This window comes from Acinetobacter sp. B51(2017) (assembly GCF_003711395.1).
GTDB lineage: Bacteria > Pseudomonadota > Gammaproteobacteria > Pseudomonadales > Moraxellaceae > Acinetobacter.
This window is the reverse complement of sequence record NZ_PJRJ01000045.1, coordinates 1-13,914: the sequence shown is the minus strand read 5'-3', so window position 1 is coordinate 13,914 and position 13,914 is coordinate 1. Positions and strand designations below refer to the sequence as shown.

20 protein-coding genes and 2 pseudogenes are annotated in these 13,914 nt (G+C 33.6%); 7 read left to right on the top strand and 15 right to left on the bottom strand.

Features of this window, described 5'->3' with window-relative positions; translation table 11 throughout:
• Window positions 1-128: 128 nt before the first annotated feature.
• From CYK47_RS14110 to repM, 4 genes and pseudogenes are all read right to left on the bottom strand, one after another.
• Window positions 129-335 (bottom strand): annotated as a pseudogene (locus tag CYK47_RS14110) (type II toxin-antitoxin system RelE family toxin); the annotation flags it as partial.
• A complete protein-coding gene (locus CYK47_RS14105; protein WP_000246756.1) occupies window positions 325-570 on the bottom strand; it encodes a type II toxin-antitoxin system RelB/DinJ family antitoxin in 246 nt (81 codons plus the stop codon). The pseudogene CYK47_RS14110 and the gene CYK47_RS14105, both read right to left, overlap by 11 nt.
• A 96-nt stretch (window positions 571-666) precedes the next feature.
• Window positions 667-1,296, bottom strand: a complete 630-nt coding sequence (locus CYK47_RS14100; RefSeq protein WP_122902440.1) for a hypothetical protein — start codon at window positions 1,294-1,296, stop codon at window positions 667-669.
• A 209-nt stretch (window positions 1,297-1,505) separates the two neighbouring features.
• Window positions 1,506-2,447: a replication initiation protein RepM gene (repM, locus tag CYK47_RS14095; RefSeq protein ID WP_122902439.1), complete on the bottom strand. Its 942-nt coding sequence runs from the start codon at window positions 2,445-2,447 to the stop codon at window positions 1,506-1,508.
• A 438-nt stretch (window positions 2,448-2,885) separates the two neighbouring features.
• On the opposite strand from repM, the gene CYK47_RS14090 reads away from it, so the two are divergent.
• The 6 genes from CYK47_RS14090 to CYK47_RS14060 all read left to right on the top strand — a co-directional run bounded on the left by CYK47_RS14090 (window position 2,886) and on the right by CYK47_RS14060 (window position 8,302).
• A complete protein-coding gene (locus CYK47_RS14090; RefSeq protein WP_164709221.1) occupies window positions 2,886-3,362 on the top strand; it encodes a plasmid mobilization protein in 477 nt (158 codons plus the stop codon).
• The gene (locus CYK47_RS15530) at window positions 3,343-5,349 is read left to right on the top strand and encodes a hypothetical protein (protein ID WP_164709220.1); all 2,007 of its coding nucleotides are present in this window, start codon (window positions 3,343-3,345) and stop codon (window positions 5,347-5,349) included. Before CYK47_RS14090 ends, CYK47_RS15530 begins: the two co-directional genes overlap by 20 nt.
• Window positions 5,350-5,418: 69 nt before the next feature.
• Entirely contained in the window at window positions 5,419-5,676 is a 258-nt protein-coding gene (locus CYK47_RS14075; protein WP_122902435.1) for a hypothetical protein, read from the top strand.
• A gap of 438 nt (window positions 5,677-6,114) precedes the next feature.
• Window positions 6,115-6,702: a hypothetical protein gene (locus CYK47_RS14070; RefSeq protein ID WP_122902434.1), complete on the top strand. Its 588-nt coding sequence runs from the start codon at window positions 6,115-6,117 to the stop codon at window positions 6,700-6,702.
• Complete coding sequence (locus tag CYK47_RS14065; protein ID WP_122902433.1) at window positions 6,695-7,192, top strand: ImmA/IrrE family metallo-endopeptidase; 498 nt, start codon at window positions 6,695-6,697, stop codon at window positions 7,190-7,192. The genes CYK47_RS14070 and CYK47_RS14065 overlap by 8 nt, the downstream gene beginning before the upstream one ends.
• A gap of 9 nt (window positions 7,193-7,201) precedes the next feature.
• Complete coding sequence (locus CYK47_RS14060; RefSeq protein ID WP_122902432.1) at window positions 7,202-8,302, top strand: beta family protein; 1,101 nt, start codon at window positions 7,202-7,204, stop codon at window positions 8,300-8,302.
• Window positions 8,303-8,320: 18 nt separating this feature from the next.
• Here CYK47_RS14060 and CYK47_RS14055 read toward each other — a convergent pair whose 3' ends face one another.
• The 10 genes from CYK47_RS14055 to CYK47_RS15750 form a co-directional block, all read right to left on the bottom strand.
• Window positions 8,321-9,046 carry a sce7726 family protein gene (locus CYK47_RS14055; protein ID WP_122902431.1) on the bottom strand — a complete coding sequence of 242 codons (726 nt, stop codon included), beginning with the start codon at window positions 9,044-9,046 and terminating at the stop codon, window positions 8,321-8,323.
• Window positions 9,047-9,162: 116 nt separating this feature from the next.
• Window positions 9,163-9,888 carry a hypothetical protein gene (locus CYK47_RS14050; RefSeq protein ID WP_252150295.1) on the bottom strand — a complete coding sequence of 242 codons (726 nt, stop codon included), beginning with the start codon at window positions 9,886-9,888 and terminating at the stop codon, window positions 9,163-9,165.
• On the bottom strand, window positions 9,842-10,117 hold the full coding sequence (locus CYK47_RS15755; RefSeq protein ID WP_252150294.1) for a hypothetical protein: 276 nt from the start codon (window positions 10,115-10,117) through the stop codon (window positions 9,842-9,844). Before CYK47_RS15755 ends, CYK47_RS14050 begins: the two co-directional genes overlap by 47 nt.
• A gap of 101 nt (window positions 10,118-10,218) precedes the next feature.
• Entirely contained in the window at window positions 10,219-10,500 is a 282-nt protein-coding gene (locus CYK47_RS14045; protein WP_000985610.1) for an addiction module antidote protein, read from the bottom strand.
• A complete protein-coding gene (locus tag CYK47_RS14040; protein WP_122902430.1) occupies window positions 10,501-10,803 on the bottom strand; it encodes a type II toxin-antitoxin system RelE/ParE family toxin in 303 nt (100 codons plus the stop codon).
• 85 nt (window positions 10,804-10,888) lie between these two features.
• Window positions 10,889-11,311 carry a hypothetical protein gene (locus tag CYK47_RS15655; protein ID WP_213072437.1) on the bottom strand — a complete coding sequence of 141 codons (423 nt, stop codon included), beginning with the start codon at window positions 11,309-11,311 and terminating at the stop codon, window positions 10,889-10,891.
• A gap of 40 nt (window positions 11,312-11,351) precedes the next feature.
• Window positions 11,352-11,753, bottom strand: coding sequence for a hypothetical protein (locus CYK47_RS14030; RefSeq protein ID WP_122902429.1), 402 nt, complete (start codon window positions 11,751-11,753; stop codon window positions 11,352-11,354).
• Window positions 11,750-12,127, bottom strand: coding sequence for a hypothetical protein (locus CYK47_RS14025; RefSeq protein WP_122902428.1), 378 nt, complete (start codon window positions 12,125-12,127; stop codon window positions 11,750-11,752). The genes CYK47_RS14030 and CYK47_RS14025 overlap by 4 nt, the downstream gene beginning before the upstream one ends.
• Before the next feature lie 189 nt (window positions 12,128-12,316).
• Window positions 12,317-12,562, bottom strand: coding sequence for a TM2 domain-containing protein (locus tag CYK47_RS15845; RefSeq protein WP_122902427.1), 246 nt, complete (start codon window positions 12,560-12,562; stop codon window positions 12,317-12,319).
• Entirely contained in the window at window positions 12,543-12,716 is a 174-nt protein-coding gene (locus CYK47_RS15750) for a hypothetical protein (RefSeq protein ID WP_249451934.1), read from the bottom strand. The genes CYK47_RS15845 and CYK47_RS15750 overlap by 20 nt, the downstream gene beginning before the upstream one ends.
• A 379-nt stretch (window positions 12,717-13,095) precedes the next feature.
• Here CYK47_RS15750 and CYK47_RS14010 point away from each other — a divergent pair, with 379 nt between their 5' ends.
• Window positions 13,096-13,623, top strand: a complete 528-nt coding sequence (locus CYK47_RS14010; RefSeq protein ID WP_122902425.1) for a hypothetical protein — start codon at window positions 13,096-13,098, stop codon at window positions 13,621-13,623.
• A 70-nt stretch (window positions 13,624-13,693) separates the two neighbouring features.
• Here CYK47_RS14010 and CYK47_RS15930 read toward each other — a convergent pair.
• Window positions 13,694-13,786 (bottom strand): annotated as a pseudogene (locus tag CYK47_RS15930) (type II toxin-antitoxin system RelE family toxin); the annotation flags it as partial.
• Between the last annotated feature and the right edge of the window lie 128 nt (window positions 13,787-13,914).

Here is a 13,914-nt window from a genome sequence, read left to right as displayed (position 1 = left end):
TTAAAGATATTCGGCGATTGGCAACGTGTACAAAGATAAGTAGTGGTTTCGATGATCATATTGGATATTTTTTACTTGTTTTAGTGATAATTTATTCTACAAAAACACGTTAGATTTTGACACTACCCATCTTTAACTTGATAGACAAGTCGGACACCTGCTTTTAATAATTTGATTTTATAGCAACCTGCAAGATCGCCTCTAAGCATATTCTTTGGAATATGTGGTTGTTCTATAACTTTGGCCAATTTCTTCTTAAATTGATCTCTTATAGCAATAGGAAGTTTTTCCCATTCTGCTGTGAAATCCTTGTGACGTAAAAGCTTATAAGTCATCTAATGTGACTTCCTCAAACATCTCCTTAGGATCATTAATGCGTTTACGGACAAGAGCTAATAGCTCTTCATCTTCTTCTGAAAGCAAAGCTTTTTTGACTGGTAGCTTTCCGGTCGTAGCAACATACTCAAGAATACTGGTAAAGAAATCAGTAGGTGCAATACCTTGCTCTTTAAGGATGGAATAGGACTTTTCTTTAAGGGCTTCATCGACCCTGAAGTTAACAGTAGCCATCATATCTCCCAATTGTTTAATGTACTGGGAATACTGTAATGCAAATTGCATTACAAGTCGACTTCGTATAACAGCCATTATGTTAAATGTATAACTTTATAAAGTGTTAATTTTAAAGTCTTCCAATGTTTTGCCTTTTTCTTCTAATAAATTATGAACAAACTCAGGCTCTAATTTCAGCATCAGTTCAATAGCATCATGGATTTTCCAAAATTGTAATTCAAGATGATCTATTATTTGGATTAAATGGTTTTTAATTAAAGGAATATATTCATCGTATTTTTCATCATCAATTAACCAAAATAAGCGACTAATATCAAATGGTTCTGTATTAGATATTTCTATAATCTTTTGTATAGGATGAAATATTTTTATTCTAGCCTGTTCACCAAATCCTAGATCAGCTTGGAATGCCCAATAACGAACAAAAGCTCTAAGTACATGCTGAAGTGTATCATCATAACCATGTAAACGATGATCTATATAACCAACTAATTTATTTTCATTTAATAAATTTACTAATGCATCAAAACCAGAGGATTGTCCCCAATTAGTCAGAAGTTTTGCTGCCTCAAATACAATATTTTCATCAGAAGAATTTAATAAATTTATGACTTGTTCTATACGATCTTCAGGAATATCTTCTGGATCTAAATCTGTTGCATCACATGCGTAATCTGCATGAGTAGGAACGTCATGCAGTAATACAGAAATTTCTTTATTCATTAAGCCACTCATTAATAATTATCTTAAGATTTCCTAAAATTAACATAATACAGCTTATACGAAATCGGTTTTATTAGTTGATAAAATTCAATAGCTTAACCAAATCATAAAAGCCCAATCCAAGCAGGTTGGGCTTTTTACGTGAATTAGATCGTTCCACGCCTATATTTTATCCATTTTTTGGTCTGACTTGTTAGCTCAGATAAAAATTAAGCTGCGTTATAACCTACCTCTTTGAGATAGGGAAGCAATACTTTCTGCTGCTCTGCATCCATCAACATCGAGCGTAAACGTGCTACAAAGGGCTTCATATCCTCGCCTACGTGCGCCATTGCTTGCACAGCGGCTAAGTCCCCTAATTTACTGCTAAACATGTCTAGCTGCTTCTCAGTGAGCTTATGGAACATATCTATGGTGTTTAGATCTTTTAAAGCTGCCTTTTCGGTTCTTTCAGTTGGTATAGATTGTTTCTGCTTAAATTTGAAAGAGAAACCAGTAATAATCCTGCCTGTCTTATGTTGTTCATAAGTCATTGTAATATCTGTGTGTTCATTAATCTGTTTAATAGCTAAATCTATAACCCTCTCTTTTAAATGAGCCATTCTTAAATATTCATTATCTAATACTCCAACTTTTTTACGAAACTCATCAAGTCTAATAACAGGAGTTTTTCCAATACTTCTCCATTGAATTAATAATTCATAAAGCCTAATTGCATAAGCACTTTTAAGATTGGAAACTTGCTCCAATTCGTACTTCGTAAATCGCTCCTCTAGTCGTGTAATGAATGGCACTACAGCAGGAGCAAATATCAGATCGACTGATGCTTCATTATCATTGTATGCAATTTGAGATACCCAACGGCTTGTTACGTTTCTAACGGTTCCATTATCCTTTTCCTCTTGATAACTAAATTGACGGGCAAAAAGGTACTTACAAGCATCTTTTAAGGCTTGGTAAGCTGTATTTCTATGAACCTTAAACTGATTTATATAGCTCTCAGCATGAATCACTAAGGGATCATTCGCATTAATCCCTTTACCACTCTCTCTTGCTTCTACAATCGCTAATAGAACTAATCTTTGTTCTACTAAATCTAAGTCGTAACTAGCATTAACCAGAGCATTATCTTTGACAACTAAACTTTTCATGGGGCAAATTCTTTTTCTAATAAGTCCACATTAATAATTTTTGTGTACTATTGCAAGGTAAACGTGGACATATTGCAAGGTAAACGTGGACATATTGCAAGGTAAACGTGGACATATTGCAAGGTAAACGTGGACATATAAGCTCTGAGACCCTTGCTATTAAAGGCTTTCAGGCTGTCTAAAAGCATTAAAAGCATTTAAAAGTAATTAAAAGCATTTTTTCTTTTTTTAATTGAATGAAATTTTCGATTTCCACGTATCAAATTAAGGACATGAAATTAGATTTAAGCTATATTTAAGCGAAGACAGTAAAATTTAAAGCAAGGTTACTGATGTCTTACAAAATGTTATCCTATTGGATACCCTTTTCTAATCCTCAGACCTTGCCAAAGGGTTTCACCCCTTGGAACCCCCACCACGACTCAACATGTGATGCCTATGCCAACAGAATCGAATGATCTAACTTCTGAAAAACAGCTTGAGATTCAAGAAGCTAAAACGAAAAAAGCACTCAGTAATCGGAGCAAGAGCATCACTGTACGTTTTAACAGTGAGGAATTAGAACGGATTGAAGTTGAGGCTGAGAAGAAAAAACTGAACAAGTCGAACTATATCCGTTACTTGGTTTCACAAAGTTTGTATTTGGATCAACCTATCCAACAAACAGAGGACACCCACCTCTTTAAACGAAGCGAACGTACCTTTAAAAAACCAAGCTACGTTGATCCACTGCTTTTAAGACATGTTGCTCAGATGGGGAATAACTTAAATCAGATCGCCAAAGCACTGAATACAGCCAATCTCAATGGTCAAACACTCGAGTTGCTTGAACTGATTCAAGTGTTAAAACAAATGGACAACCATCTGAAAGACTTAGTGGGTAAAGGGGTTAAAAATGCTGATCAAGTTCCTTAGTCGGGGCACAGGCAAGGTCAGCAAAGCGATTGATTATTTGATTGCTGATCGTGATAGCAAAGACGAATTACGGCATGGGGTTAAAATTCTCGATGGGGATAGTGCATGGGTAAGGATTGTCGGTGACAATCTTGAAACCAAGCACAAATACACCTCTGCGGTACTGTCTTGGACAGTCGAAGATCAACCCTCAGCAGAACAGATCCGTGAGGCTTTAGATGAGTTCTATTCCACCGCTTTTGCAGGTTTAGATGAACATCGTAGAAGTACTTTAGCAGTATTGCATGAAGAACAAGATGGCAGCAAACATGTGCATGTCTTGATGCTTCGAACAGATCTTAAGACCGGACTTGCTTACAACCCTGCCCCACCCGGACACGAATATGATTTTAACTGTGTTCGAGATTATCTGAACTACAAATACAATTGGAGTGATCCCCAAGATCCACTTCGTAAGCAGATTTATAAAATTAGCCGTGTTGAACGTCAACAACGTATTGCCGCTTTGACTGAAGCTAAACCAATTAACAATACTCAAAAAGAGCAGCTTGAACTGAAGTCATTGCTGATTGAATCTGTGAACGCTGAATTTGCTCGTGGTGCGATTCAAAACCATGAAGACGTTAAAAAATTCTTAAGCCAATTTGGTGGTGTACGTAGCGTTAAAGCACATGGCGACCGACCAAGTTATATCTCCTTTACCTCTCCTGCATTTGACAAAGCCTTACGCTTGCGTGGGCAGATTTTTGAAGAAGAATTTGATGAACAACGAAGCCGAACACTTAAAGCTCAAATTATTGCAACAGCTCGAGCAGAGCAAGAAACTGCAACAGGACAACTTCACCGAGGCGCAAGACAAGTTGAACGCTTCTTTGACACCAATCTTGCAGAACTTAGAGAATGCCTTAGCGCAAGTCGGCATAGACGAACTGAACAAAACACTGCGTACTATGACCGAGACCTCAGCACAGTATCGACGTCAGTTCGAGGACATGGGCAGCGAATGGAAGCAGGATGCGAACAGCCTGAGCGAGCAAATGATCGAAACACAAGAACGCTTGGCGAGCTTGTATCGACAGACGGCCGAGCATATCACGCTGATCAATCAGCGCAGCGAACTCATTCAGGAAGAGAACAAACAGCTGAAGCAGCAGATACAGGCATTCGAGGAGCGTCTCAACACACAGGATCAGCAGCTCAAGAGTCTGATGACCTTTACCAAGCACAACAACGAGTTCCTAGCAGATATTCACGACAAGACGAACGAAGCCAAAGCGTGGAATCAACAGAACGAAAACTACCTGACCTACAGCATGATGATAGGGGGCGGAGCATTGTTCCTGATCTTCATTACGCTACTTTGGAAAATTTAATTGATGGATACACTCAACGCTTTATTAGAAGACAAGAATCTGCTCCAACAGTTAAAGACAGAGCAAGAAGCACAATTCCAAAAGATGATGGAAGCTTACAAAGATCAGTTCAATCATCAAGTCAAAGCCATGGCATACGAAGTGCAATTGATGAGATCCGAGCGCTTGGCACAGACTCAGAAATTGGATGCATGTATCAACGACTTCATCAAACTGGCGAACAGCTCCTTGAAGCAACAAGAGCTCGTGAACAACAAGTTAATAGACTTAGAGAAGCAATTCGAACAGAACAAGACCTTGCTCGCAAAAACCACTCAACAGCACATCGAACAGCTGAACAGCGAAGCTCAAGAAGTGGTTACGTTTATCAATGGAAAGTTCCGAAGCAATATAATGAATGGTCTCGAGAGTGCGAAGGACGCAGAACACAGAGTGAACGAGTTACTGCAGCAACCTACAGCGCTACTTCAAGAGGTCCAAGCGACTCAACAGCAACAGCAGAAACTTATGCAGCAATTAGTCAACGCATTAGAAACGCTCGAGACTTTAGTGAAGACAAGATAAGAGAACGAAAGCGTCAAAGAGATAGAGACTATGATGGGCCAGGGTTCTAATTTCACTCGATTTAACCCCTCTATCTTTATTTTGAGTAATATAGGTACATCGAAAAAAAGGGTAAGTAAGTGAAAAGAGATAAATTTTTAGGACATGATCAGAATGAAAAAACGGTTTTTGTTTTTTTATTTGAACGTAATAGAAAGAAGATCTCTTTATTCATTCAATATGAAGATGAGGAAGATCTGGACTATGCTCAGCAGTTAATTATGCTTTATGCCATATTTTGGGAAAGCGGCTCACCTTTAGCAGATTTAATTGCAGGATTTGAAAGCGATCCTAACCGTCAAACAACCACATTCAAGCTTTGGCATACGATACCTTAAATAAAAAAGCCCAACATCCTGTTGGGCTTTTTTCGTATGGGGTAGTGCAAGGTATAACTCCTGTCGTACCTATCTTCCGTGTTTTAGAACTTATCATTATTGTTTTTTGTTCCGGAACTTCCTGTTCCTGATGTACTCAGAATAGGTTAATCCCTAGCTCTGAAATAGAGGTGATCTACCTCAATACTTGTATGCTGAGGCTTACAGATCGAATTTCGTATAAGAGATTTTATGTTAAATAACCCGAATCATGGATAAGCCTATTTCTAACTTGTTATAAATTGAGATTTATTATGATGGCAGATTTGAGATTGGGGTTATAAATAGAGAATATATGAGCTTTAACTATTTGGATGAAATTTATTTGAGTAGATCTTTTTTAATTTTTCAAATGGTGTTTTAATTAAAAATTAATATTTCAAATCAATAATTTAATAAATGCTTAATATCATTTTAACACTCTTCATAAGCTTACTATGCTTACAGCCTCTGCATGCATCGAATGAGAGCACGGTTATAACTGCTGCTCAATATAACCATGCTAATGAAGCTAAAATTAAAGAACTCGAGTCTATTATTACTACTCAACAAGGGGCTCTTAAAGAGTTAAATGAAAAGTATTCGACTTTATTGAATAAGCTTGAAAGCGATCAAAATAAAGAGAGTAATTTTAATTTCGCCATATGGGTTACTATTTTACTTGGCTGCGTCACTATCATAATTACAGTTTTAGGAGTCGTTGTAGCTCTTATAAGTATTTTTGGGTACAAAAAAATTAAAGATAGTGCTCAATCAATTGCAGAAGAAAAATCTAAAGAAGTAGCTAGTCAAATTGCAGAAGATGAAGTTAATAAACAACTGCATGGAATAACTATTACTGAAATTGCAAGATTAATTGATGACGGCAAGTTAACGCCACAAATTCAGAGTGTTGTTGATATGCTGTTACGGAATAATTCTTATAAAGAAGGTAGTAGTGGTTTTGATATCTATCCAGAATTTGATGTGGAATTGAATAATGAGTAATTCGAACGAGTGGATGAAGTTAGATCCTAAAGATAGAGCGATTATTGAGAAATATCAAAAAGAGATACCAATGAAACTAGGTGCCTTAGCTCATGAATTAGGTTTAATAGTTAAGAAATCGACATTACCTGCAAATATCTCTGGAGAAATTAAAGAGGTTGATGGTGTCGTAACGATTAGAATTAATAGACATGATGCTTTGAATAGACAACGATATACGCTAGCTCATGAAATTTCGCACTTTTTATTACATAGACATTTATTACAAGCTGGGATTCAGGATGATGTTCTCTATAGATCATCCTTATCGAATGTTATTGAAACTGAAGCAAATAAATTAGCAGCTGATATTTTAATGCCTTTGAGCCTTATAAAAGAGCTTTTAGTAAAGCATAGTAAGGGTACAAACAAAGAAAGTATGTATGAAGCCGTGGCTGAGGAGATGCAAGTTTCTGTAACCGCCCTAAAAATCAGATTAGAGAAGATTTAGAGAAAAATAATGTCATTTGATGATGTAAAGTATATTCCTATTCTTTGTCTAAAGCCTGCTGAAATGGCCGCTTTAGAAGAATTACCTGAGAAAGATAAAGATAACTTATTACCTCTAATTCCTTTAAAAAAATGGACCACTGCCTCTAACCTGGAGAAAGCTTGTGCGCGACTTAAAAAGGCTTTTAGTGATAGACCAATTATTCTCGATCTTGACAGGGACTATTTAAAAGAGTGTATTGGCAAGACTACACAGATTGCTCAAGAGTTATTAGATTTAAATGACTCTAGTAAGGGGTATGCAAAGTGGGTTTCTTTCTTTAAACAGAATCCGAATTATCTTCCTGTTCTTCAGTTGCAAGATAGTAATGAATTACATGCTCAAATTGATGGCTTTATTGAGATAAAATCCTCTATTGTACTTAGACTTGAACTTACTAATAAGTTAACAATCAATGATTACACTGATGTTTTAAAAAAAATTTATTCCAAGAAAAACAATATCATAAACTTATTAATAATCTTAGATTATGGCGATTTCGATCGTACCGATTTAATTAATATTTATAAGTATGTACAGGTTATTAATTGGTTCTCTAAATTTTTTCCTGAAGCTAAAATTTCTATTTCTGGTACTTCATTTCCTTATTCCTTTACAGGATCTTATAAAGGTGAAATCCCTATTTATGAACGACAAATTTATAATAAAATTGTCTCAAATATTGAAGGATTATCATTAATTTATTCTGATAGAGGAAGTGCTAGAGCTAATAGCCTTAATGGAGGTGGCGGTGTTCCTCCTCCTCGAATAGACTATCCTTTGAAAAACGACTGGCGATTCGTAAGAAAAGAATTTATTACAGGCGATGAAAATGAGAAAGAATTTTTATATTATGAAGCTTGTAAAGAAGTAATAGCTAGTGATTATTGGGATGCAAATTTACATTTGTGGGGTACACAAATGATAGAAAAAACAGCTCTGAAAGATCCATATGGAATTACTTCGCCTCAAAAAGCTACAGCCGTAAGAATTAATATTCATCTCTATATACAATTACATTACTTCGATAAATTAGATGAATTAGATACAGATGAAGATTGGGTGGATTAGCAATATTTTAGAAGCTTTCTAAGTAGAAGATAACGGAAATAATTCATCTTCTAAATTTTGCAAAGCCTCTAATAAATCATTTACATCTAATTTGGCATCTAATTTTTCTACCTTTTTAGATCTTAAAAGATATAAGTCTTCAGATTTTGTATAAAATCTTTCACTAACTTTCTGAAAAAAATCAGAATTTGTGGACTTATATCTTTCCTGTAATGCTTCTAAAGCATATTTTCTTAATTTGAACTTTGGTAAATAGATTAATCTTTGTTGAATCGCATTCCTTCTATAACTATTTAAAAGCACATTCTCTGCACGTGCTATTTTTATCAGATCTGCTACTGTCATTAGTTCAAGAAACTTCAATTTATCAGTAACTATATTAGTTTTTCCTCGTCTAATAATATTTAATTTCTCAGAATGTATCTCCCATACTTCTACATTTTGAGGAGCCATTTCTAGAATTTTTTTAATATGTTTACGTGCAGAAATAACTGTAACCTTATCAAAATACTCCAAGTAACTCTCAATCTGGCCGGGTAGCCTTACCAGCGTATCAGCCTCACTCTTAATTTCATAAGCATATAATCTATTAGGTTTTACAACGGCTAAATCAACTCTACGTGTGTAATCCCCAATAGTAAATTCATTGATAATTGTATTGGTTTTTTCTAAAATTGAATTATGAATCATATAGTTAATAGCTATAGATTTTAAATCTGCTTCTAAACACTTTACTTGCATCATAACCTGAAAGTCTGAAATGAGTTATTCACAATAAATTCTAGTATATAAGAAATCACCTATTCCCAATTAAAAGAATAAATAGGGATTTGAACAGCCGCTACTATATTTAACACAATCTATTCATCTTGCATCTTTTCCCAACGATAGGTGCAAGATGAACAAGTGCCATCAAAACCTAATACTTCTGAAGGAGGAATAGGTGTATCACAGACATCACAAACTAAACTAATTTCATGTCCACAACAGATGCAAACTCCTTCATCATAGAATAAATATCCATCACATTCCGGACATTCAGAACTTGTATCTTCTGCGCCATTTGCAATATCTCTAAAAGAAACGGCATATTTTTTTTCAAAGGCTTTAGTGACAAGATTTTCATAGTCAAAGCCACGGTTGCATGATCTACATATATAATCCGTATCACATGCATCTACATTTGTTTCACTAGAAGTAATTAGTCCAGAGCTACATCCACTGCATGTAGTGGTAACTAGTATTTCATAAATAGTATTAGTGAAATAATTCAGTGACTTTAACTTTTGAAGACAGATAGCTTTGTCAGCTTCATAAACTTCATCTATAGATCTCATAACTTCATAAGTATCTAAACCTAATAATTCTCTAGGATCTTCTTCTAAATGGTCTTGAATAAAGTTTACGATCACTATAAATGAGTCGGAGATCATTTTTTGGACCGAGCCAGGTGAAGCCGTAGCATAGTAATGTTCTATATTATTTCTATAAGTTTGGACTTCATTTAGCTTTTTCCAATTTACGTTAATATTAAGACTTTTAAAACGCTCCTGTATTCCTTGTACATCTACAGTTTTTTTCTTCACCCACCCAAACAATTGAATCTATTTCAATTTTTGGGATGATTTTTTGTTTAATTAGAACTTCATCAGAACCATTTGGACTTAGTTCACTTAACTTATGTTTAAAAAGTAATAAAATTCCTGCAAATATGTTTCTAGTACAAGAAACATATCTTCTTATATCACTTGTAGCCATTTCATAGTCTTCAATCCCTAAAGATATTGAATCAACAGCATTCTGTAAGATTGACATTCTAGGACCTAACTTCAATTAAATTTTTCTAAAATTAACATAATACCCGTTATACGAAGTTGAAAAAGGGAGCTTAAAGCTCCCTTTTTTATTAGTTTTTTTTAAATTGCTAAGCGTAAATTCAATGCTTTTACGACTTTAATAACAGTATCAAAGCTTGGATTTACATCGCCAGAAAGGGCTTTATAAAGGCTTTCTCGACCTAAACCAGTGTCTCTTGATAATTGAGCCATTCCTTTAGCTTTAGCAATATTACCTAAAGCTTTTGCAATAAATGCTGCATCACCATTAGATTCATCGATACAGGCTTGTAGGTAAGCTTGCATATCTTCTTCTGTTTTAAGGTGTTCAGCACTGTCCCATTTACGAAGTTTGATAGCCATTTACAGCTCCTCCTCTAAATCTTGTGCTAATTGTAGGGCAAGTTTTATATCTTTACTTTGCGTAGATTTGTCTCCGCCTGCTAAAAGAATAACAACCCTTTGCCCTTGCTTACAGTAATAGATCCTGTAGCCAGGTCCAAAGAAGAAACGTAATTCAGAGACACCTTCACCGACTGGTTCAGTATCTCCAAAGTTTCCATCTTCAACCCGATCAATTCGGACTTGTATACGTCTTTTTGCCTGCTGGTCTTTTAACTTGCTAAACCAGTCATCAAAGATTTCAGTGGTATATATTGAGTACATAAGAAGAATGTATCCTATAGGATACATTTATGCAAGAAATAAACTCGAATGTATGGGTTTACAACAGAATTTCGCATAACAGCCATTATGTTAAATGACTTTTAGATTCTTTCTTATCTTCACGAATATTGTTGGTTATATAGAAACCGATGCCCATAATAACCCACTTAAAAATGTATGCACCAGCCGTATTCTCGTAATTTAAAGGGACAAGTATGAAATGCAGAAAAAGTCCATATGAACTAAGGAGTATTCCCCAGACAGCTAAACCTTTAGATACTTTTTCTAAGGTACAAGTCTGTTTTTCGAATTTCTTGTTGATTACATATTTATACGTTATAGCTCCTAAAAATATTCCCCCAGATATACAGATGATAAGAAATATCGGAAAAGAACCAAACGCCATAGGTTTGTCTAGGATGCCTCTAATTATCATCGTAATTAAAGCAAAACAAGGTCCCCAAGCTCCACCCCCATATAAGAAGATCCACTTCAATTTTTCGTTCATGAAATGCCTATTTTTAAAAATAAATAAATCTTAAATACATTTATTTTGAATCTAATTTTTGAGCAAATTTAATGCCGAAAAATATCGCTAACATTAAGAAAATGAGATGTGCATTTTCTGATATGAAAGTATGCTCTAACTGATTTTCAAGAATGATGTATTTATGGAAAGCCCAATACGTTAAAGCGAACAATATAAAAAAGCATAAGAGTAATAGAGCTTTAATAACAGCTTTTTTGACCTGCCTATGAGGTGCTTCACCTATCAAAAGCTCAATAAGAATGCTAGTAATAAAATATATAGGAGTTAAATACAGTAATATTTCTGGTATCACACCTAAGAGAGGGTTTCCTGTAGCTATATTGATATATGCAAAATATCCAAGACCGTATACAACTATTAAGCTGATTATAAGAATGATCCATCTAGTTTTTTTATTCATTCTGTTCTAAGTCCTTTTGCTCTAGCATATAAATAAACACCAAGTTGCAAAAATAGTAGAGATAAACACTCTCTTAAAAAACATATAAAGATACTTATATCACCCCAAATACTATTAACTATAAATAAAGAAATTGTGAGAAATAGGTGTAAAAATAGAGGTTGTCCTTCTTTTTCTTTTTTACTATTAGCGGCATTAGAGTATCCAATAATTATTGTTCCAATAATTGCTATACAAATTGAGACACTGTAATTCAAGTAAAGATTATGTGAATAGTCAAAAATAAATGAAACTATCATAGCAATTGCTACTAAGCCCAGTAATGAGATGAGAAAATTTTTTATATAAAATTCAGGAATATAGTATTTAGGCATATCACATTTTGTAAATAGTTATCATTTTCAATTATATGGTTTTTTATAAGTAATTAAAACTTAAGATTTCCTAAAATTAACATAATACCTGTTATGCGAAGTTGAAAAATTGAGACTATAGCCTTAATTTTTATATATTTTTTTAAATTTAAGACCTAGGTTTTTTTATTTCGTATAACAGCCATTATGTTAAATGACATTATGTTTTAAAGAGTTTGCTGACTTAACTAACGTAGGTAATAGAAAAATATCTATTATTAGCCAAATACCAACGAATACGATTGCTGGTGAAAAGGGTAAATATGAATAAGAAAGAATAATAAAAAGAATACCGCTAATGTTTTTTCCTAAATAAAATCTATGGATACCTAAGAATCCACAGAAAATAAGTAAAAAATATGCCACAGCTAAACTTTTATCTTTTGATTCTTTCATCTGCGTCTATTTGAAGTTGTCTATTTCTTTCTTGTGTATTTGTAATTTCTAATTTACTCAGCCAGTATTGAATAGCGTATTGATATTTAGAAAAGAATGCAAAAAACATAAAAGTGAAGGTAGGTCCCATATCTATACTTTCAGAATAGCCCATATATTTATCATATAGCGCCATACCTATCGACCACATAGTTAACAACCAAAACATATAAGTTGATAATTTTAGAAGGTTATCAAAACTTTTACCTTTGAACATAACAATAAATTTAATAAATAATTATTATTCTCAATAATATCAAATTTTATAAGTAATTAAAATTTAAGAATTTCTAAAATTAACATAATACACGTTATACGAAGCTAAAAAATTGAGACTATCACCTTAATTTTTATGTATTTTTTAAAATTTAAAGCCTAGATACGAGTCTAGGCTTTTTCATTTCTTATAACAGCTATTATGTTAAATTGGTCTGAGATCATCTAAAAAATTGATTGATAAATTTATTGAATACAACTAGGGAAATGAATAAATCATGGTTACTTCTGAAATATGTGATCCTAACTTTTTTTTGAATAAAGAAAGAATAAAGTTAATGTACAGAGAAGTAACTCTTATGGTTATTTTTTTATGTGGCTTTTTTTATATGTTACATGCTGTTTTTAATTCTGAAATTAACCTTAGAGATATTCAAGGTGTGACATTTTCAACACATTACATTTTCCCATTATGTTTATCTTTAATCTGTTTCATATGTCTATTTTATAGATTTATAAAAATTTATAAAAATGTTGTAGTTAAAATCTCTTTAGTGGATGGAGTTTTAATTTTTAATAAATTAATTTTTACTCATAAAATTCAAGATTTTAATTTTGATAAGAATATTGACACTACAACATGGAGCTACTTAGATGGATTTAACAGAAAATATATTCACATTATCCGCTTAAAAGATTCAGGTAATAGAATGTTTTTTTTACCATTTGAAGAATATGAAAAGGAAAAGTTGATAAATTTTTTACTTAACTATAGAGAAAAAGGTTCTATTAACTTAAGCGGTTGATTAATTTTTCCTAAAATTAACATAATACACTTTATACGAAATCAAAAATGGGAGCTTTAAGCTCCCATTTTTAGTCATTAATGCGCTTTTTAGCTTCGTCATAAACTATGCTATCAGCTCGTTTCCCGACTGTGATTAGCAGGATCACTACCTGATCATCTTTAGGTAGTGTCCAAATCTAACGTGTTATCCATCTATCTTTCATATCCTGATTATATTTCAATAAAAATAGATGCAAGACAGCTTCGTGATTTTCTTTCTTCTTAGAAAAGCTTAATGTCTTTCGAGTAA

Excerpts from the sequence above, each read along its gene's own strand:
- CYK47_RS14105 (WP_000246756.1), bottom strand. The coding sequence starts at position 570 with ATGGCTACTGTTAACTTCAGGGTCGATGAAGCCCTTAAAGAAAAGTCC.
- CYK47_RS14100 (WP_122902440.1), bottom strand. The coding sequence starts at position 1,296 with ATGAATAAAGAAATTTCTGTATTACTGCATGACGTTCCTACTCATGCA.
- repM (WP_122902439.1), bottom strand. The coding sequence starts at position 2,447 with ATGAAAAGTTTAGTTGTCAAAGATAATGCTCTGGTTAATGCTAGTTAC.
- CYK47_RS14090 (WP_164709221.1), top strand. The coding sequence starts at position 2,886 with ATGCCAACAGAATCGAATGATCTAACTTCTGAAAAACAGCTTGAGATT.
- CYK47_RS15530 (WP_164709220.1), top strand. The coding sequence starts at position 3,343 with ATGCTGATCAAGTTCCTTAGTCGGGGCACAGGCAAGGTCAGCAAAGCG.
- CYK47_RS14070 (WP_122902434.1), top strand. The coding sequence starts at position 6,115 with ATGCTTAATATCATTTTAACACTCTTCATAAGCTTACTATGCTTACAG.
- CYK47_RS14065 (WP_122902433.1), top strand. The coding sequence starts at position 6,695 with ATGAGTAATTCGAACGAGTGGATGAAGTTAGATCCTAAAGATAGAGCG.
- CYK47_RS14060 (WP_122902432.1), top strand. The coding sequence starts at position 7,202 with ATGTCATTTGATGATGTAAAGTATATTCCTATTCTTTGTCTAAAGCCT.
- CYK47_RS14055 (WP_122902431.1), bottom strand. The coding sequence starts at position 9,046 with ATGATGCAAGTAAAGTGTTTAGAAGCAGATTTAAAATCTATAGCTATT.
- CYK47_RS15755 (WP_252150294.1), bottom strand. The coding sequence starts at position 10,117 with ATGTCAATCTTACAGAATGCTGTTGATTCAATATCTTTAGGGATTGAA.
- CYK47_RS14045 (WP_000985610.1), bottom strand. The coding sequence starts at position 10,500 with ATGGCTATCAAACTTCGTAAATGGGACAGTGCTGAACACCTTAAAACA.
- CYK47_RS14040 (WP_122902430.1), bottom strand. The coding sequence starts at position 10,803 with ATGTACTCAATATATACCACTGAAATCTTTGATGACTGGTTTAGCAAG.
- CYK47_RS15655 (WP_213072437.1), bottom strand. The coding sequence starts at position 11,311 with ATGAACGAAAAATTGAAGTGGATCTTCTTATATGGGGGTGGAGCTTGG.
- CYK47_RS14030 (WP_122902429.1), bottom strand. The coding sequence starts at position 11,753 with ATGAATAAAAAAACTAGATGGATCATTCTTATAATCAGCTTAATAGTT.
- CYK47_RS14025 (WP_122902428.1), bottom strand. The coding sequence starts at position 12,127 with ATGCCTAAATACTATATTCCTGAATTTTATATAAAAAATTTTCTCATC.
- CYK47_RS15845 (WP_122902427.1), bottom strand. The coding sequence starts at position 12,562 with ATGAAAGAATCAAAAGATAAAAGTTTAGCTGTGGCATATTTTTTACTT.
- CYK47_RS15750 (WP_249451934.1), bottom strand. The coding sequence starts at position 12,716 with ATGGGCTATTCTGAAAGTATAGATATGGGACCTACCTTCACTTTTATG.
- CYK47_RS14010 (WP_122902425.1), top strand. The coding sequence starts at position 13,096 with ATGGTTACTTCTGAAATATGTGATCCTAACTTTTTTTTGAATAAAGAA.